At 67.1% G+C, this 19,002-nt stretch carries 17 protein-coding genes; 10 read left to right on the forward strand and 7 right to left on the reverse strand.

Annotation, left to right across the window (positions count from 1 at the left end):
* Positions 1–43: 43 nt before the first annotated feature.
* The 3 genes from AB0J87_RS43825 to AB0J87_RS43835 all read left to right on the forward strand — a co-directional run bounded on the left by AB0J87_RS43825 (position 44) and on the right by AB0J87_RS43835 (position 2,015).
* On the forward strand, positions 44–223 hold the full coding sequence (locus AB0J87_RS43825; protein WP_192793777.1) for a DUF6104 family protein: 180 nt from the start codon (positions 44–46) through the stop codon (positions 221–223).
* A gap of 227 nt (positions 224–450) precedes the next feature.
* Complete coding sequence (locus AB0J87_RS43830; RefSeq protein WP_350729333.1) at positions 451–1,278, forward strand: DUF4097 family beta strand repeat-containing protein; 828 nt, start codon at positions 451–453, stop codon at positions 1,276–1,278.
* The gene (locus AB0J87_RS43835; protein ID WP_363976572.1) at positions 1,275–2,015 is read left to right on the forward strand and encodes a PadR family transcriptional regulator; all 741 of its coding nucleotides are present in this window, start codon (positions 1,275–1,277) and stop codon (positions 2,013–2,015) included. The genes AB0J87_RS43830 and AB0J87_RS43835 overlap by 4 nt, the downstream gene beginning before the upstream one ends.
* A gap of 7 nt (positions 2,016–2,022) precedes the next feature.
* Here AB0J87_RS43835 and AB0J87_RS43840 read toward each other — a convergent pair whose 3' ends face one another.
* The 6 genes from AB0J87_RS43840 to AB0J87_RS43865 all read right to left on the reverse strand — a co-directional run bounded on the left by AB0J87_RS43840 (position 2,023) and on the right by AB0J87_RS43865 (position 7,042).
* The gene (locus AB0J87_RS43840; protein ID WP_363976575.1) at positions 2,023–2,850 is read right to left on the reverse strand and encodes an oxygenase MpaB family protein; all 828 of its coding nucleotides are present in this window, start codon (positions 2,848–2,850) and stop codon (positions 2,023–2,025) included.
* A 107-nt stretch (positions 2,851–2,957) separates the two neighbouring features.
* Positions 2,958–3,914, reverse strand: coding sequence for a zinc-binding dehydrogenase (locus AB0J87_RS43845; RefSeq protein ID WP_350729328.1), 957 nt, complete (start codon positions 3,912–3,914; stop codon positions 2,958–2,960).
* 9 nt (positions 3,915–3,923) lie between these two features.
* Positions 3,924–4,802 (reverse strand): hypothetical protein, encoded by an 879-nt coding sequence (locus AB0J87_RS43850; RefSeq protein ID WP_363976579.1) that lies wholly within the window; start codon positions 4,800–4,802, stop codon positions 3,924–3,926.
* A 46-nt stretch (positions 4,803–4,848) separates the two neighbouring features.
* Complete coding sequence (locus tag AB0J87_RS43855; protein WP_363976582.1) at positions 4,849–5,268, reverse strand: type II toxin-antitoxin system VapC family toxin; 420 nt, start codon at positions 5,266–5,268, stop codon at positions 4,849–4,851.
* Complete coding sequence (locus AB0J87_RS43860) at positions 5,255–5,509, reverse strand: hypothetical protein (protein ID WP_363976585.1); 255 nt, start codon at positions 5,507–5,509, stop codon at positions 5,255–5,257. The genes AB0J87_RS43855 and AB0J87_RS43860 overlap by 14 nt, the downstream gene beginning before the upstream one ends.
* Before the next feature lie 96 nt (positions 5,510–5,605).
* Entirely contained in the window at positions 5,606–7,042 is a 1,437-nt protein-coding gene (locus tag AB0J87_RS43865; protein WP_363976588.1) for an acetyl-CoA synthetase, read from the reverse strand.
* 283 nt (positions 7,043–7,325) lie between these two features.
* Between AB0J87_RS43865 and AB0J87_RS43870 the strand changes: the two genes are divergently transcribed.
* The 7 genes from AB0J87_RS43870 (at position 7,326) to AB0J87_RS43900 (ending at position 17,457) form a co-directional block, all read left to right on the forward strand.
* Positions 7,326–8,447, forward strand: a complete 1,122-nt coding sequence (locus AB0J87_RS43870; protein ID WP_363976591.1) for a serine protease — start codon at positions 7,326–7,328, stop codon at positions 8,445–8,447.
* Between the two features lie 280 nt (positions 8,448–8,727).
* On the forward strand, positions 8,728–9,849 hold the full coding sequence (locus tag AB0J87_RS43875; protein ID WP_363976594.1) for a hypothetical protein: 1,122 nt from the start codon (positions 8,728–8,730) through the stop codon (positions 9,847–9,849).
* Positions 9,850–10,046: 197 nt separating this feature from the next.
* Positions 10,047–11,213 (forward strand): hypothetical protein, encoded by a 1,167-nt coding sequence (locus AB0J87_RS43880; protein ID WP_363976597.1) that lies wholly within the window; start codon positions 10,047–10,049, stop codon positions 11,211–11,213.
* A 132-nt stretch (positions 11,214–11,345) separates the two neighbouring features.
* On the forward strand, positions 11,346–11,747 hold the full coding sequence (locus tag AB0J87_RS43885; protein WP_350729315.1) for a transposase: 402 nt from the start codon (positions 11,346–11,348) through the stop codon (positions 11,745–11,747).
* Between the two features lie 571 nt (positions 11,748–12,318).
* Positions 12,319–13,851, forward strand: coding sequence for a hypothetical protein (locus AB0J87_RS43890; RefSeq protein ID WP_363976600.1), 1,533 nt, complete (start codon positions 12,319–12,321; stop codon positions 13,849–13,851).
* Positions 13,852–14,286: 435 nt separating this feature from the next.
* Entirely contained in the window at positions 14,287–15,795 is a 1,509-nt protein-coding gene (locus AB0J87_RS43895) for a hypothetical protein (RefSeq protein ID WP_363976603.1), read from the forward strand.
* A gap of 174 nt (positions 15,796–15,969) precedes the next feature.
* Positions 15,970–17,457, forward strand: a complete 1,488-nt coding sequence (locus AB0J87_RS43900; protein WP_363976606.1) for a hypothetical protein — start codon at positions 15,970–15,972, stop codon at positions 17,455–17,457.
* Positions 17,458–17,522: 65 nt separating this feature from the next.
* Here the strand turns inward: AB0J87_RS43900 and AB0J87_RS43905 are convergent, their stop codons facing one another.
* Positions 17,523–18,881, reverse strand: a complete 1,359-nt coding sequence (locus tag AB0J87_RS43905) for a hypothetical protein (RefSeq protein ID WP_363976609.1) — start codon at positions 18,879–18,881, stop codon at positions 17,523–17,525.
* Positions 18,882–19,002 lie beyond the last annotated feature (121 nt).

The following is a 19,002-nucleotide window of genomic DNA, read 5'->3' on the forward strand; positions in this document are numbered from 1 at the left end:
CCCGGCTGGGGGCTCACTGCCGTTTCAGGAGGACTTGAGAAAGATGTACTTCACCGATCGGGGGATCGAGGAACTGGTCGAGCGGCGGGGCGAGGAGGAAGTCAGCCTGCTCTGGCTCGGCGAGCGGCTGCGCGAGTTCGTCGACCTCAACCCGGAGTTCGAGATCCCGATCGAGCGGCTGGCCACCTGGCTGGCACGGCTCGACGACGACGAGGACGACTGACCCCACCCCACCGCGGCCCCCTTCCCCGCCACGGCGGCGAGGGGGCCCCGGCGCCGCCACCCGCAAGCGTCCTGCACGGTGGGGCCGTCGCCCCCAGCCCGCCCCAAGGGTCCTGCACGGCGGCCCTCCAGCCCGCCCCCTCCCCCAAGGGACGGCACCTCGACGCGCCAACGCGATACATCTTGAGTTTCCCAAGAACGCGACATATCGTGTTACGTAGGGAGAACATGTCGCCAGAAGGGCGGGGGAACATGCAGCAGTGGACGATCGAGGGCCCAGAACAGCTGACGTTCGGCCAAGTGGAAGCGCTCGACGTGCGCATCGTCGCCGGCCGCCTGGCCGTGCTGGCCAGCGACGGCCCGCCCACAGTCGAGGTGTCCGAGATCGAGTCGGCATCCCCGCTGCTGGTCACGTACGACGAGGACGCCAAGGAGCTCTCCATCACCTACAAGGACCTCACCTGGGACGGCCTCCTCGGCTGGCTCCGGCGCGACCGGCGCAGGACGGTCCTGACGATCACCGTTCCCAAGCACTGCACCGTCAACGCCGGAGTGGTCTCCGCGCCCGCCGTGGTGGCCGGGTTCGAGAGGATGACGCAGGTCAGGAGCGTGTCCGCGGAGATCGTGCTCGACGGCGTCAGCGGCGACGTGAACGCGACGACCGTCTCCGGCCCCGTGGAGAGCCGGGCGATGGACGGCGACCTGGCGTTCAAGAGCGTCTCGGGCGACCTGACCGTGGCCGACGGCACCCCGCGCCGGCTCAAGGCGAACACCGTCTCCGGCCGCATCACGGCGGATCTGGCGCTTCGGCCGACCGGCCATGTGACGCTCAACAGCGTTTCCGGTGACATCCTTGTCAGGCTGCCGGAAAACGTGGAGGCGGACGTCAACGTGAGATCCACCTCCGGCAGGCTGGTCAGCACGTTCCACGAACTGTTCAACTCGAACGGCCCCGGCACGAAGTCGATGTCGGGCAGGCTGGGCGGCGGCATGGCGTCGCTGTCGGCGATCACGGTCTCCGGCGAGGTCGCGCTGCTCAAGGGGGAGAAGGAATGAGCCCTGTCTTCGGTCACGGCCGGCTCCGGCTGTACCTGCTCAAGTTGCTGGAAGAGAGCCCGCGTCACGGCTACGAGGTCATCAGGCTGCTCCAGGACCGCTTCCTCGGCGTCTACTCGCCCTCTCCCGGCACGATCTACCCGCGCCTGGCCCGCCTGGAGGAGGAGGGCCTGGTGACGCACGAGGTGGTCGAGGGCAAGAAGGTGTTCTCGATCACCGACAAGGGCCGCGAGGAGCTGAACGCCCGGCTCGACGAGCTCGACGACCTGGAGCAGGAGATCTCCGCCTCCGTGCGCGACATCGCCCGCGAGGTCAAGGAGGACGTCCGCGACACGGTCAAGTCGTTGCGCGACGAGCTCACTCGGATGGCCAAGGACGTTCGCACGGGGGCCCGGGACGACACCCGGCGGCTCAAGGAGCAGCAGAAGGCGGACTTCAGGCGGCTCAAGGAGCAGCAGAAGCGGCAGTGGATGGAGCACGCCACCCACTGGCAGGACGAGGGCGAGCGACTCAGCGGGGAGTGGCGCAGGATCTGGTCCGAGGTCTGGGCCACGCTGGGCGGCTCGCCGACGAGCCGCGCCGACCTCGACGCGGAGCTGGGCGAGCTGCTGGCCGACTTCATCGCCGAGGCCCGGCAGGAGGCGTCCGAGGCCCGGCTGACGCCGGAGAAGCTGGCGGAGCTGCGTACGGCGCTCGACGAGACCCGCCGCCGCGTCCGCGACATCCTCGAAGGCTGACCTCCGTTCATGCCGAGCGGAGGTGCCGTTCCGGGCGGCGCGGGCCGCGGGCGGCCTTGCGGGCGTGGTAGGCGATGGGCATGTACCTCAGGCGTTCGGGCAGGCGCGGCGTCAGCACCGCCACCGCGTGCCCGAGGTGCCGCAGCCGCCGCTCCTCCCGCGCCGTCCACGGCAGCCCCAGCTTCCGCCGGATGGCGGGCGGCAACGTACCGACCGTCACGAAGTAGTTGAACTCCCCCGATCCCACTCCCACAGGCGTCCACAGCCGCCGCAGCGGTCTCGGCAGCCCGGGCGGCGCCGGCGTGCCGCGCAGGACCGACAGCACGTCGAGCGCCGTCGGGTGCGCCTCCAGCCGGTCGGCCACCATCGCGTCGAAGTACCGCCAGAACGCCTCCAGGTCCGCGGGCATCTCCCGCTCCGGCACCCGCAGGATCGCGCCGAGCTGCCGCGACTCGGCGTAGAGCCGCCGCTCCTGCGCCACGGTGAACGGGGTGCCGAAATAGCGGTTGAGCGCGACGAAGCGCTCGAACAGCGACAGGTGCACCCACGCCCACGCCTCCCCGTTCAGCGCGTGGTAGGGCCTGCCGAGCTCGTCCACCCCGCTGATCTGCCGGTGCAGCCTCCTGAGCCGCGCGCCCTCCGCCGGGCCGTCCGCGCCGCCGTACACCCATTTCTGGATCGAGACGAGCGTGCGGGTGAGCCGCCCCCACGGGTCGTCCTTGTACGTGGAGTGCTCGGCGACGGCCGCACCCACGGCCGGGTGCATCGTCTGCATGACCAGCGCGCTCCCGGCGACGAGCAGATTGCGGTATTCGCCGGTGGTGTCCCAGTGCATCGAACCTGGACCGAAGGGCTGAACCTCCATCATCACGGCCTCCCGGGTGAGACAAGCCCACTCATGCTTGTATCACCCGGAAAGCCGGGAAGTAACCCTTTACTTATTCAGACGGTGAAGACGATCTTTCCGAAGATGTCCCCTTCGGCCATGGCCGCGAACCCGTCCCGCGCCTCCGCCAGCGGCAGCACCCTGTCGACGACGGGCCGTACCCCGGTCTGCTCCAGGAAGACCGCCAGCCGGCCGAGCTGTTCCCGCGTGCCCATCGTGGAGCCGACGACGGACAACTGCAGGAAGAAGACCCGGTTCAGGTCGGCGGGCGGGACCGCGCCGCTGGTGGCGCCGCTGACGACGATGCGCCCGCCCGGCTTGAGCGACTTGAGCGAATGGTCCCAGGTGGCCTGACCGACGGTCTCCATGACCGCGTCCACCCGCTCTGGCAGCCGCGCGCCCGGCTCGAACACCTGGTCGGCGCCGAGTTCGAGGGCACGCGCGCGCTTCTCCTCGGAGCGGCTGGTGGCCCACACCCGGTAGCCGCCGGCCCGGCCGAGCGCGATCAGCGCGGTGGCGACGCCGCCGCCCGCGCCCTGCACCAGCACGGTGGAGCCGGGCTCGAGCCCGGCCTTGTCGAACAGCATCCGGTACGCGGTCAGCCAGGCCGTGGGCAGGCAGGCGGCGTGCTCGAAGCCGAGCCCGGCCGGCTTGGGCACGAGGTTGCGCCGCGGCACGGCCACCCGCTCGGCGAACGTGCCGTCGTGCACCTCGGACAGCAGCGTGCGCTTGGGATCGAGCGTCTCGTCGGCGCCCGTGCCGATCACGGAGTGCACGATGACCTCGTTGCCGTCCTCGTCCACGCCGGCGGCGTCGCAGCCGAGCACGATCGGCAGCCGATCCTGCCTGATGCCGACGCCCTTGAGCGTCCAGAGGTCGTGATGGTTGAGTGCGGCCGCGCGCACGGAGACGGTCGTCCATCCGTCCGGGACCTTCGGCTCCGGACGCTCGCCGAGCGTCAGCCCGGCGAGTGGGTTGTCGGGGTCGGTCTGTGTGGCGGTTACGGCGAACATGGCCGCACCCTACTTCAGCGTGATCCGAATCCCTTCCAAGGCCCGCTTCCTGAACGACTGTGGCCCCGTGACCGCGACCAGCACGTCGCCCCTGCACACCGAGCCGGCCGGCCGCCCGCGCCCCTCGATCACACTCGGCATCCCGGCCTTCTTCTTGCAGCCGGGCGTGGGCGCCAGCACGACCATCTCCCCCGCGCCGCCGCCGAACCACAGCTGCGGCCCCAGCGGCTGCCCCTGCGCCGTCTCCCCCGGCCTGGCCAGCCGCACGGGCGACCTGGCCGACAGCACGAGGTAGCCGTCCTTCGTCTCCCTGCCCTTCAGCCCCCGCGCGAGGGCCACCCGCTGGTCGAACGTCAGCCCCTGCCCCCGGTCGTACATCGCCAGCCGCCACCGCCCGAACGTGAACAGCAGCACCTGCCCGTAGTAACCGCTGCCCGCCCGGCGGGGCCAGAGGGTGACGTTGGGCGCGTAGTTCCTGATCGCCTGGCCACCCGCGGTCACCTCGAACTCACCGTTGTACGGGGCGGACAACTGCCGATACTGCCCGTCGATCCAGACCCCCTGGTAGGGCCGCGACCCCATGGCGGCAAGACCGAGCTCGGCCGGGTATCGCACCTCGGCCCGCACCCCGTGCGGGAACACCACCTCCATGACCTCCTCACCGCCCTTGGCCGCGGGCCGGACGGTGAGGGCGTTGGGGGCGCTGTCTATCTTGGTGAGGGACCTGATGGGCTCGGAGGTCGGCCCTGCCGGCGGCGCAGGCTCGGGATCCCGGCTGATGAGCAGGCTGACGACGGGGATCAGAAGGAGCGCGAGCACCACCACCAGCCCGACCCACCGGCGGCGACCACGCTCGCCTACCTCGATGACATCGAACCGGTCAACCACGACGGTTCCTAGCCGAGTAGTGCGGGCTTGCGCCCTTTCATCCAGTTCAGTTGAGCGGCGACCGCCAGCGCAAGCCCTGGAACCTGGCGAAATCCTTGTCGCAGGTCACAAATTCACAACCGTGCTCGATGGCGAGTGCGGCGAGATAGGCGTCGGGGATGAGCTTGCCCACGGCGCCGGTTTGCTCGCACAGCTTGACGAAGATCTCCCAGTGTCTCGGGCCGGCGTGCACCACCACCGCATGAGGCTGGTGGCGGACGATCTCGGCAAACGTCCGCGCGGCCTCGAACGAGGTGGGGCGCGGGATACGCGTCGCCACGCGGATGAAGCCATTGAGTGCGAAGTCGCTCACTGCATAGGCCTCGTCGCCATGCAGCATCTCGGTGAGCACGACATGGCACTGCTCGTGGTGCTCCATGTCACGCCGCTGCGCGTTGACGAGGACGTTCGTGTCAAGCATCCGCATGGCAGGTCCTCATAACGCGCTCGATGTCCTCCTGCTCGAGAATCTCCTTGATCTCGGCCCAGGTCAGCTTCGGCCCTGCCGCGGATCCGGAGACGGGTAGCTCGATGCGCGGCCGTTCTGCCAGCTCCGCGGAGCGGTTGAGCAGTTGCCTCAAGGCATCCTCCATCACTGAGTTGAGACTGCGTCCGTTACGTGCCGCGTACGCCTTCGCCTCGTTGAGGAGCGTCTCGTCGATGCGCACCGTTGTCCTCCGCATGACTCCAGCGTCCGCCGCTGACATCAAAATGTCAACTCCAGACAGTAGTCGTACGGTCACGGTCTTTGCATCAACTTTGAGTCACCACGCCGCCACGTTGACCTTCCCGTCAGAAGACACCCGCACCACCTGCCCCACCAGCTCCCGCGACTCCGCGTCCGCCAGCAGCCCGGCCTCCTCCACCACCGCATAGGCCCGCCCGCCCGGCACCTCCACCACCAGCACCCCCCGCTCGGCGGCACCGTCGCGTCCGTGCGCCACCGTGTACCCCGCCACCACCCCCTCCCCCGCACAGGCCCCCACCAGAGGCACCTCCTCGGCCACGAACACCGGCGCGGCGCTCCCCAGCCGCCCTCCCGGCTCGCTGGACCACACCGCATATGTGTGTTTGGTCAGATGCATCCCCACCCCGCTCACCAGCCCGTGCCCGGACTGGGCCCGGAGCAGCCCCGCCATGGTCGCCGTGGAGTGCAGGACGTAGTCGCTGGCCGGCCCGCCCGCGTACGGCAGCCCGCCGGTGACCGTGAGCCCGCGCCGGTCCAGGGGATCGAGCCCGATCGCGTCGCACGCCTGCCGCAGCGCCACCGCGAAACAGCTGTACAGGTCGAGCGCGTGCATGTCGCCGAGCCCGAGCCCGGACCGCCGGAAAGCGGCCTCCGCCACGTGCGCGATGGCCCGGGAAGACCCGAGTTCGGGCCGCGCGGCCACCTCCCAGGTGTCCTCCCCGTACGCCCACCCGCGCAGGTAGACCCGCCCCTCCGCCGGCACCCCGAGCCGGTCGGCCAGCCGCGAGCTGGCCAGGATGACGGCCGCCGCCTGGTCCACCTCCAGCACGGCCACCGTGTCCCTGGTGTAGGGCCAGCCGACGAAGCGGTCGCCCGTCGCGAGCTCGTCGGGGGTGCGGACGGTCCGGCGCCAGGCGTACGGGTTCGCGGCGGCCACCTCGGTCATGGGCGCCATCAGCCGGCCCCTGTCGCGCATCTCCTCCGCGATCGTGAGCCCGGACGCCGCCCGCCGCGCCGTCTCCATGATCGCGTAGGTGTGCACCGGCATGAAGAGCCCGTGGGCCAGCGCGTACGGGTGGGGCGGGCGCTCCCACCCGTACGGGGGCTTGGGCACGGCGGGGTGGCTCCACGGGACGTGCTCGCCCGCCCGCCGGTACGCCCGGCGCGTCGCCAGCGCCTCGGCCCCCGCGACCAGCGCGGAGTCCAGGTCGCCCGCCGCGATCCTGGCCGCCGCCTCACCGATGAGCAGCTGCGGGGCCGTACCGCTGACCTTGGAGTACGCACGGTGCCGCGGCGTCGCCCCGAGGCGCTCGGCGAGGCGGCCGACCGGCGAGTCGTACTGCCACGAGTCGGTGTGGACGATCTGGATCGAGTCCAGCCGCTCGACGGGGAGCCGGGCGTCCTCGGCGGCCGCGCGTGCCGTCTCCTCCCATAGATCGAGCGGTTCCGGACCGGGCTGCTCGCGAATGGTGCGTTGTGCGATGCCGATGAGACAGGGGGTGCGAGGATCCATGAATCCATCTAACCAGAACAAGATTCGGTTGATAAGGAGTGGCATTTGATAATGCCTGTTACCGCTGTTGCGCGAGACAAAAAACGGGCGGCATGACCTGCGGGGATGCCAATCATGAATACATGCGGTTTCGCTATTTCTATAACGGAATGGAACCGGGCCATGCTTTTTCGCGTCGTTTCATGGCCATCCCCTTGCGCCATTCATTAGCGTTCCGATCGTTTTCCTGGCCCACCGGGGCGCAGTACCCCGCTCTGGGCCGCCGAAAGCCGAAAGGAGCTCCATGTTTTCCCGAGCAAGGCGCATCGCGTTCCCGCTCGCCGGCCTGATGGCCGTCGGGCTGGCCGCGGGCATGGTCGGCGGCACCCCGGCCAACGCCCAAGCACCCTCCGACGTCGTGTCCCAGAACTCCGCCACCCCCGCCGAGCAGGCGGTCCAGTTCTGGACCCCCGACCGCGTCAAGCTGGCCACCGACTACGACGCCGGCCTCGACCTGACCTCCAAGGGCGTCAAGGGCAGCAACGACGCACCTGACGGCCCTCCGGGATCCGTCCCGCCGATCGGCGAGGAGAAGACGAAGGCCAAGAAGAGCAAGCACGTCAATCTGCCCAACACGGTCGGCCGCGTGTTCTTCACGCTGCCCAAGGCCGACCCGCGCGACCCGAGAAGCTGGCGGTACTGCTCGGCCAGCTCGGTCCAGGGCAAATACCGCAACCTCGTGGCGACCTCGGCCCACTGCGTCTACGACACCAGCAAGAACACCTTCTACGACAACTGGATCTTCATTCCGTCGTACTGGGACGGCAACAATGTCTGGGAGGGCAAGGCGCCCTACGGCATTTACGCCGCCAAGACGTTCAACGCGCACGACGACTTCGTGGTGAAGGAGGACTACGACTTCGACTACGCGTTCGTCAACGTCTACAACGGCATCAAGGTCAACTGGGAGAAGGTCGGCAACCGCTGGCAGTGGACGGTCAAGAACGTCGGCCGCCTCGGTGACAACGTCGGCGGCCAGGGCTTCACCTGGAACAGGAGCACGAAGCTGGACGTGTTCTCGTTCGGGTACCCGGCGGGCGAGCACCCCGACGGCGACAAGCCGTACACCGGCCGCACGATGAAGTACTGCTTCGGCAAGACCCGGCCGATGCCCGAGGCCAGGAAGTACAACCTGCAGGAGCACATCGGCTTCAAGTGCTCCTTCACCGCCGGCGCGAGCGGCGGGCCGTTCATCTACAACTACAAGAGCGCGTCGCGCACCGGCTACCTGGTCGGCGTCAACAGCGTCGCGTGGGACACCGACGCCAACGACCGCTACGACTACATCTCGTCCCCGTACTTCAACACCGACACGTACAAGGTCTACAAGGCCGCGGCCAACCGCTGGACCGGCAACTTCCGCTGATCGAGGTGGCTTCGGAGGCCCCGGTTCCCCTGGGAACCGGGGTCTTCCACTGAGGCGTACATCACTGGAACGGGCGCGGAATGAGTGGAATTCAACAAGTGCCTACACCCACTCCGACCTGCGGAAACACCTCTTACCAATGATCATTTAGAGATCTGTCTGACGATGTCCTTATAGTGCACAGAGCACTCTTGATCAGGTAACGAATCTCTATCCTGGCTGCAATACCACCAGTACATCTGGAAAAATCCACCCTTACGACCCCAAGAAAGGTTAATTCATGATCCCCCGGGCCAGGCACTTGGTGGCGGCTGCGCTCAGCAGCGCGCTGCTGATGGCGCCTGCCTTCACGGGGACCGCGAACGCCGCGCTCGACAGCAACGCCGCGCTCGACAGCAGGGTCTTCGCCGTCTCGCTGGCCAAGACCGCGGTGGACGTCAAGCGGGTCGCCGACTACTGGACACCCGACCAGCTCAAGCAGGCCGACAGCTACAGCCCCGCGACGCCCGGCACCCAGGCCGCCACCCCGGCGCCGTCGACCTCCGCGCAGGCCTCCAACCCCGCCACGCAGGCCGCGACCACCGTCACGCGGGCCGTCGCCGCGCAGGCCGTGTCGCCCGTGCTGCCGCGCAAGGGCTCGGTCGCCAGGACCATGGGCAAGGTCTTCTTCCGGTTCGGGGAGAAGGAGTACTGGTGCTCCGCCAGTGCGGTCGCCGCCGGGAACCGCAGCGTCGTCGCGACGGCCGGGCACTGCGCTTACGACCCACGACAGGCCAAGGCTGCCGACTACTGGATCTTCGTCCCCAACCCCGGGCCCAACGGCGAGACGCCCGACGGCATCTACGTGGGCTCCTCGATCAGCATGCACGAGGACTGGTCGGGCAAGGGCGACTACGACTTCGACTACGCGTTCGTGACCGTGCACCGCGGCTTCAGGTGGGAGGCCAAGGACGGCCGCTACGTCATGAGGGACGTGGGCCGGCTCCAGGACAACGTGGGCGGCCAGGGCATCGAGCTGAACAAGAAGCCGACCACCTACACGGTGGCCGCGTTCGGCTACCCGGCGGGCGCGCAGCCCGACGGCACCCGCCCGTTCGACGGCAAGCGCCTGGAGATGTGCAAGGAAGGCCCCACCCGCTGGACCTCCGCCGTCAGCCTCGACCTGCAGAAGGGCGTGCAGCTGCTCAACTGCGACTTCAGCCCGGGCGCGAGCGGCGGCCCATGGCTGATCGGCTTCAACAAGGACCGCTGGACCGGCTACCTCAACGGCGTCAACAGCCTGACCTGGAACAGAGACGCGAAGGGCTGGTACGACGCGGTGTCGTCCCCGTACTTCGACACCACCGCCGGAGCGGTCTACCGACGCGCCGCCGCGCAGACCACTCCGTCAAATGTGACCTAAATCACTGCAACCGTCCGGTCACTGCTGGTGATCAGCGCATCCTTTGTCTCAGCAAGGTCACGATGCCCTGTTGGAGCGCTGACATGATCTACCCGAAATTCACATGAGCATTGTCAAACCGGTAAGTTCCGGGCTGTCCGTTTGCTGAGTTATGGAGGTGCACCAGGCGCCTCATGTCAGCGCAACCTGGAGTTACCTTGAAGCGAATCCTGCTGCCCGCCGGCGGTGCCGTCCTCGCGACCGGCCTGCTCGCCGTAGGTCTGACCGGTACGGCCCAGGCCGAGGGCGACGTCTCCCACGACCCGATGGCCAACAACACCGCCGAGGCCGCCTCCGTCGCCTCCTTCTGGCTCGCCTCGAACGGAGCCGCGCTCCGGCAGGCGACCCAGTACACCTGGGACGCGAACGACGTTCGGAAGGTCGTCTCCAAGGGCGGCTACACCCCCGACGGCAAGCCCGGCACCACGGCTCCGACCGGTGAGACGAAGTCGAGCGGCGCCAAGGCCCAGAACGTGAACATCCCCAAGACCATCGGCAAGGTCTTCTTCGTCGACGGCTCCGGCAAGTTCCGCTGGTGCTCGGCCACCTCCATCCAGTCGAACTACCGCAACCTGGTCTCCACGGCCGGCCACTGCGTCTACGACACGGACAGCAACAAGGCGCTCCTCGACAACTGGGTCTTCGTCCCCGGCTACTACCAGGGCAAGACCCCGTGGGGCATCTACGTGGGCAAGCAGGCCTTCACCCACTACGACTTCGACACGTACGAGGACTGGGACCGCGACTACGCGTTCGTCACCGTCTACAACGGCATCCAGTTCAACGGCGTGAAGCAGGTGGACCGCAAGGACTACCAGAGCTTCACCGGCCCGAAGCGCGCGTGGGGCGGCCACTACTACATCCTGCTGTCCAAGGACGCCGGTCGCCTCGGCGACAACGTCGGCGGCCAGGGCTTCTCCTGGAACCAGCCCACCGGCAAGCCGGTCCGTGCCTTCGGCTACCCGGCCGCTCCGCACCCGGACGGCAACAAGCCGTACAGCGGCGTCACGCCGAAGAACTGCTACGGCACGACCACCGCCAAGGCGGTCGGCGCCTCCTGGCTCAAGATCGAGGAGCACATCGGCCTCAAGTGCGCCGTGACCCCCGGTTACGACGGCGGCCCCTGGCTCCAGAACTACAGCAACGGCAAGCGCCTCGGTTACGTGAACGGTGTGACGAGCACCTTCGCCGACCAGGACGGTAACGACCGCGTCGACTACATCACCTCGCCCTACTTCGACGGCGAGACGGCCGCGGTCTACAACGCGGCCAAGAACGTGTGGTCGGGCAAGATCGTCGGCCCGAACGGCGAGCTGTACAAGTAAGCCCTTCCAGGGGATAGGCGAGGGTCTCGGTATTCCGAGGCCCTCGCCTCATCTTTTGTCGGGGCGCTTCCGAAGACGAAGATCTTTTTTGGATCTGCTGACACAGAGTGTTTACCTTGTCACGATGGGCACATGCATCGTGGCGATCTGACGAACGCCGAATGGGAACGGCTGGCATCGCTGCTACCCCCCGGCGACACGCTTGGAGACCGGTGGGACGAGCACCGGATGATGATCAACGGGGCGCTCTACCAAGCCAGGACCGGTCTGCGATGGCGTCATCTGCCCGGGCGATTCGGCTGCTGGGTGACCATCTACCGGCACCACCGCCACTGGACGGCCGACGGCACCTGGCGACGACTGCTGAGAGCGATCGAGACCGCCCAGGACGACACGACCACCGATGACGGCGCCGCACCGCCACAACGCCCCGTGCCGGCCCACCACCCGCGACACGAAGCCCTCGCCCGCGATCCGGTGCTGCTGAGCCTGCGCACCCACCTGGCGGCAGTCGTCCGGCAGAGGGACATCTAAGCCACACCTGGCGAACCGACCCGTTCGCCCTTCCTCCGACGACCGAGGAGCACCCCTCCAGCTCCTCGCCCGCCATCACGCACACTGAGGCGCCCAAGGGCGCCCCAGTCCACATAGGCCAGGCGCGGGGGTGTCTCCCCTACGACCCCACGCCTGGCGCTCCACAGCCGTCCTCGCCGCCCCTCCTCCCGGCGAGGACGGCTTCTTTTTGGCCCCATAACCCGAACCTGAAGATCACCTGTGAGGATTGGAGCGAGTTAGACGGATTAGGCGCCAATCCGGTTCCTGTGATCTGGGTCACGTTTCGTCGGCTACGTTATGTGGCGAACAGCTAACGGCACACGGGTCCCATCTGCCACAACCCGTCCATACCCAGCGAAAACGTAACTATCCAATCACCGCGCGCGAAGATCTCTGACAGATAACAGCACGGTAACGGCGGTAGGAGCGCCTACCGGATCGCCCAAACCGGGTTCCACCTGCGGAGATCACCACGCTATGTTCCTTGCTATCCCTTTACTGACGCATGGGACGCATGTTGCGACCCACGACAGAGCAAGGAGCAGTTCCCTTGAAGCGCATCCTCATCCCCGCCGGTGGCGCCATCATGGCTACCGGCCTTCTGGCTGCCGGCCTGGCCGGCACCGCCCAGGCCGCCAGCGACGTCGCCAGTGACCCGATGGCGGCGAGTGCGGCGAACGCCAAGGCCATTGCCGAGTTCTGGGCTGACAACAACGGTGCCGCCCTCCGGGCCGCCAAGGAGTCCAACGTCTGGGACAAGGGCGACATCGCCAAGCTGCAGAGCAAGGGCGGCTACAGCGCCGACACCAAGCCCGGCTCGACGGCTCCGATCGGCCAGGAAAAGAAGACGACCGTCAAGGTCCAGAACGTCAACATGCCGAAGACCATCGGCAAGGTGTTCTTCGTCAACAGCAAGGGCGAGAAGAAGTGGTGCTCCGCCACTTCGATCCAGTCCCAGTACCGCAACCTGGTCGCCACGGCCGGTCACTGCGTGTACGACACGGCCACCAACTCGGACGTCATGTCCAAGTGGGTCTTCGTCCCCGGTTACTACCAGGGCAAGTCCCCTTGGGGCATCTACGTGGGTAAGCAGGCCTTCACCCACTACGACTTCGACGTGTACGAGGACTGGGACCGCGACTACGCGTTCGTCACCGTGTACAACGGTGTCCAGCTCGGTGCCGGCACTCCCAAGCAGGTCTCCAAGGCCGACTGGGACAAGTACACCGGCATCAAGGACGCCAAGGACGTCGAGATCAGCCGCGAGGAGTTCCTGAAGGGTCAGCTTGACCCGACCAGGACCGAGGCGTACTGGGTCAAGGAGGGCACGGCGCCTGAGGCGACCGGTCCCGACTACCCCGGTGCCGCGGTGGGCAAGGTCGAGGTCACCGAGGACGTCTACAAGGACGCCAAGGTCGGCAAGGGCAACGGTTTCAAGTTCGGTGAGCCCGTCACCGAGATCGTCACCGACGCCGAGGCCGCTGCCTACAAGGCGAAGCAGGGCGACAAGCCCACCGACAAGTACCCCGCCAAGGTCGTCAAGGACGAGCGCGGCAACTGGACGATCACGCACTACTACGTCCAGCAGTGGTACAAGGCGGGTTCGGAGGCCAAGTACTACAAGACCGTCTTCTTCATCGTCGAGGGCTTCGCCAAGGACGCGGGCCGTCTCGGTGACAACGTCGGCGGTCAGGGCTTCGCCTGGAACCAGCCCACCGGTAAGCCCGTCCGCGTGTTCGGCTACCCGGCCGCTCCGCACCCCGACGGCAACAAGAACTACACCGGCGTGACTCCGAAGTGGTGCTACGGCAACACCACGAAGAAGCTGGTCGGTTCGGCTGCCAAGAAGATCGAGGAGCACGTGGCCCTCAAGTGCGCCTTCACCGAGGGCGCCGACGGTGGTCCGTGGCTGTACAAGTACAGCAACTCCAAGCGTCTCGGTTACCTGAACGGTGTCGTGAGCACCTTCAACGACCAGGACGGCAACGGTCGCGTGGACTACATCTCCTCGCCGTACTTCGACGGTGAGACCAACGTGGTCTACAAGGCCGCCGCGGTCGCATGGTCCGGCAAGATTGTCTAAGGTGACGGACAGCGACCGGTCTTAGACCGTTCGTATAACCGTTTCCTCCGAAGGGCCCGGCATCCTGCCGGGCCCTTCGGCGTTCCCGCCAAAAGTGAAGGGCCGTTGGACGCATGGGGCGCCCAGACGGTGCCATCAATCCAATGTGATCTGCATCACATAGTCTCTTCGACCGCGATCGAAGGGACACTCGGACCCCGCGAACCGCTCTGACAACTCCCTTATGTTGATCAGGGCAAACGGTCCCGAAGCGAGCTTTCCTCGACTCCTGCGCATCAGCCGTTTAAACATCACAGAACGGTCACGCCCGTCTTGTCGCCTCTTTTCCTGTCAAAGCGGCTACCCGCGAGCAAGATCCACACTGTATGTTCCTGGCTATCCCTTTACTGACGCATGGGACGCAAGAGGCGTTCCACGACAGCGCAAGGAGTTTCCATGAAGCGCATCCTCCTCCCGGCCGGTGGCGCCATTCTGGCCACTGGTCTGCTGGCTGCTGGTCTGGCTGGCACCGCCCAGGCTCAGGCCGACAACACCGTCGCTAGCGACCCGCTCGCGAAGACGGCGGCCCAGGCGGCCGAGACCCTGGACTTCTGGACCAAGTCCAACAACGCGGCCCTGAGGGGCGCCGTGGCGTTCACGCCCGACGCTCTCGAGGTCTCGAAGATCTCCTCCAAGGGTGGGTATACGAACGACACCAAGCCTGGGTCGACCGCCCCCATCGGCGAGGAGAAGAAGGCCACCGTCAAGGTTCAGAACGTGAACCTGCCGAAGACCATCGGTAAGGTTTTCTTCGAGGGCCGCGACGGCAAGCTGTACTGGTGCTCCGGTACCTCGATCCAGTCGCAGTACCGCAACCTGGTCGCCACGGCCGGTCACTGCGTGTACGACCTGGCTGCGAACGACGAGGTCGTGTCCCGCTGGGTCTTCGTCCCCGGTTACTACCAGGGCAAGGCTCCTTGGGGCGTCTACGTGGGTAAGCAGGCCTTCACCCACTACGACTTCGACGTGTACGAGGACCTCGACCGCGACTACGCCTTCGTTACCGTCTACGACGGCATCGGCGGCACGCTGAACAAGCCCAAGGCGGTCGACTGGAAGACCTACGACGCCTACAAGGGCGAGAAGTTCGTCAAGGACATCGAGGTCTCCAAGGCCGAGTACGACAAGGGCAAGCTCGACCCCGCGACCACGGACTACTACGACGTGGACCCGGGCAAGGCCGAAGAGGCCACTGGTCCGGACTACCCCGGCGCCGTCGTGGACCGCAAGGAAGTCTCGAAGGAGACCTACGACGATGCCAAGGTCGGCAAGGGCCAGGGCTTCAAGTTCGGTGAGCCCGTCACCGAGATCGTGACCGAGGCCCAGTACAACGCGTACTCCGGCCCGGGCGCGAAGACCAAGGACGCTGCCGGCAACTTCCTCATCACGCACTACTACGTGCAGAAGTGGTACCAGCCCGGCAAGGTCGACCGCTATGTCCGGCTCACGCCGTACATCGTGGTGCACGAGGTCAAGAGCGTTGGTCGCCTCGGCGACAACGTTGGCGGCCAGGGCTTCGCGTGGAACCAGCCGCGTGGCAAGTACGTGCGGACCTTCGGTTACCCGCAGGGCGCTCACCCCGACGGCAACAAGCCCTTCACCGGTGTCACGCCGAAGTGGATCTACGGCAAGACTGCCACCAACTACGTCGTGGTGCCGAAGTACAAGGTCGAGGAGCAGGTCGGTCTGAAGGGCACCGTGACCGGTGGCTACGACGGCGGCCCGTGGCTGTACAAGTACAGCAACGCCAAGCGTCTCGGCTACGTCAACGGTGTCACCAGCCTCATCGCTGACACCGACGGCAACAACCGGTACGACACGATCACGTCGCCGTACTTCGACGGTGAGACCAACGTCGTCTACAAGGCCGCTGCGGCTGCGTGGAGCGGCAAGCTCATCCCGTAGTTCGCTGCGGATCGGAACGAAGACTTGTTCGTCGTTCTCTAGCAATACCGAAGGGCTCGGCATCCTGCCGGGCCCTTCGGCCTTTTTGCTGAGAAATCTGGCAACCACCCTTACCAGGGTGACTAAAGGGTCGATAGTGTCTTTACACCCTTTTTGACAACTGTGGAGCCTCCCTTGAAGCGCCTGCTCATCCCCCTAGCCGCCGCCTGCCTGAGTGCCGCCGCGCTCGCCGTCCCAGCCACCGCCGCACCGAGCTGGGCCACCGACAATCTCGCGCCCAAGCCGGCCGACGCGTACGGCGACGCCTTCTTCTGGCTCGACTCCAACGGAGCCGCCCTGCGCAAGGCCACCCAGTACAACCTGGACGCCAAGAACGTCTCCAAGCTGGTGTCGGCGGGCAGCAACGGCGCCCCTGACGGCAAGCCGGGCATGACCGGACCGACCACCGCCCCCAAGGCGACGGTGTCCAAGAACATCAACCTGCCCAAGACCATCGGCAAGGTGTTCTTCCTCGACAAGTCCGGCAACTACCGCTGGTGCTCGGCCACGTCCATCCAGTCCAGGAACCGCAACCTGGTCGCCACCGCGGGCCACTGCGTCTTCGCGAACGGCAAGGACGACGTCTACGACAAGTGGATCTTCGTGCCCGGCTATTACCAGGGCAAGGCCCCCTTCGGGGTCTACGTCGGCGCCTACGCCTTCACGGCGTACGACCTGGACACCTACGACGACTACGACGGCGACTTCGCGTTCGTCGCGGTGCACAACGGATTCTCGCTGGCCGGCGAGAAGGAAGTCTCTCGCAACGACTTCAAGGCGTGGGCCGGCGACAAGTGGGTCAAGCCGCGTGAGATCAGCTCCGCGGAGTTCCTCAAGTGCCAGCTGACCCTCGGCGACTGCTGGTCGGAGGGCGAGGACAAGCCGACCGACCTCGTGGGCCCCGACTACCCCGGCGCCGTTCTGGAGAAGGTCGAAGTCAGCGACTCCGCGTACAAGGACGCGAAGGTGGGCAAGGGCCAGGGCTTCAAGTTCGGCGAGCCCATCGTCGAGCAGGTCACCAAGCCTCAGCAGGACGCCTACCAGGGCCCCGGGGTCAAGGGCACCGACAAGCTGGGCAACTACACCATCACCCACTACTACACGCAGAAGTGGGTCAAGCCCGGCACGTCGCGTAAGTACTACGAGGCCCACTACATCCTCGGGATCGCCAAGGACATGGGCCGGCTCGGTGACGTCGTCGGTGGGCAGGGTGTGGCCTGGAACCAGCCCCTCGGCCAGCCGGTGACCGTCTTCGGCTACCCCTCGGCCCCGCACCCCGACGGCGACCGCCCGTTCACCGGCGTGACGCCGAAGTGGTGCTCCGGCAAGACCGCCACCAAGAGCTACCAGGTCAACACGTTCAAGGTCGAGACGCACCAGTTGCTCAAGTGCTCCATGACCGCCGGCGCCGATGGCGGCCCCTGGCTCATGAAGTACGACAACAACAAGCGCACCGGCTACGTCAACGGGGTGACCAGCCTGTTCCACGACAACGACGGCAACGGCCGGGTCGACTACATCAGCTCGGCGATCTTCGACGGTGAGGTGGCCGACGTGTACAACAAGGCCAACTACGCGGAGACCAAGAAGATCGTCGGCCCGAACGGCGAGCTTCTCCAGTAGACGACAGCACGTAGACGGCAACACGAAGAACGGCCCGGGTGACAAGCACCCGGGCCGTTTTCGCGTCATACCGGCGCGAGCTCCCGCGTCCGTTCGCGCAGCGCCAGCACGGCCCGCTCGTTCTTGTACGGCTCCAACCGCCGCCGCAGGTCGGCCGCGTACGACCGCGACCGGGTCGACTGCAGCTCCCCCGCCAGCGCGAAAGCGGTGCCCGCGACCGAGCACGCCTCCTCCAGCTCCCCGCACTGCAGCAGCCCGGCGGCCAGCAGCGACAGGTTGAACATCCGTCCGCGGACGTAGCGGGAGTCCATGTCGAGCGAGCGCCGGGCCTGTCGCACGGCCCGCTCCCCCTCCCCCAGGTCACGGAAGCAGTGGGCGAACTTCGCCGACAGGTAGGCCTCGTCGAAGTAGCTGAGCCAGACCGGCTCGTCGTCGGGCTTACGGGCGTCGAAGGCGGACTCCGCCTCGTGCAGGGAGACCCCGCAGGAGCGGGCGTCGCCCAGGCCGGCGTGGGCGTGGGCCTCCAGGACGTGCGCGGAGGCGAGGAGCGTGTGCACACCGGCGCGGCGGGCCGCCATCTGGGCGGAGCGGGCCAGGTCGAGGGCATGGGAGGGCTGGCCCATGTAGATGGCCTGGTGGGCCATGCCGGCCAGGATCTCGCCGCCCAGGGTGTGGTCGTCGGCGCTCCTGGCCAGGCGGAGCGCCTGGATGAGGTAGCGCTGGGCGAGACCGTGCTGCTCCATGTCGTACGCCATCCAGCCGGCCAGGCGGGTCAGCTCGGCGGCCGCGGCGGCCAGGCGGCGGCCGGTGGACTCGCCGTACAGGCCGTCCTTGAGCAGTGGCGAGACGGCGGTGTCCAGATATTTGACCACGGACGAGCGGACCCGGCCGCTGCCGAAACGGTTGTCGAGCTCACCGAACGATCGGGTGACCTCGTGGATGGCGGCGATGTCGGCGCGGCCCACCCGACGCCCGCCCGTGCCGCTCAGCTGTCCCCCGGGTGGGGACGTCAGCCAGCGGATGGCTCCCACGGAGCCCGCTCCTATCGCGAAGGTCGAGTCGATCAGGAACCTCCGCCTCTCCACGTCGGCCCGCCATAGCGCAGTCACGGTCGCGACCCCCTCCTGCCACGTGTGCGTGAACTCCTGACCGAGATCGAGGGGTGTGAGGATCGCCGGCATGCCCAGGTCCTCCGAGGTAACCGGTCGGCCCAGCCGCATCGCGAAGATCTCCGCGAGCAGGTAGGGCACCGGGTCACGTGGCCTCTGACCACCGATCCAGCGCAACACGGAGCTGTGGTCGTATTTGAGGCCCGGAGTGCCACGGGCGGCTCCCCAATCGTTCAGGCACCTGGCCAGTCCTTTGTGGGAGAAGCCCGCTTCCGCGATGAGCTGCTGAAGCAGTCGGTTCGGCTCGCGTTCCATCGCTCTCCTCGTCACAGGAGTTGGGCGCCCACACCTTACAGAGAGCTACTGTTATAGCACCTTGAGTAAAGGTTTCAGGGCGGTTCTCAAAGAGACCACCAACTCCACGACGAAACGGGGG

The organism is Nonomuraea sp. NPDC049625, from assembly GCF_040675285.1.
GTDB classification, from domain to species: domain Bacteria; phylum Actinomycetota; class Actinomycetes; order Streptosporangiales; family Streptosporangiaceae; genus Nonomuraea; species Nonomuraea angiospora_A.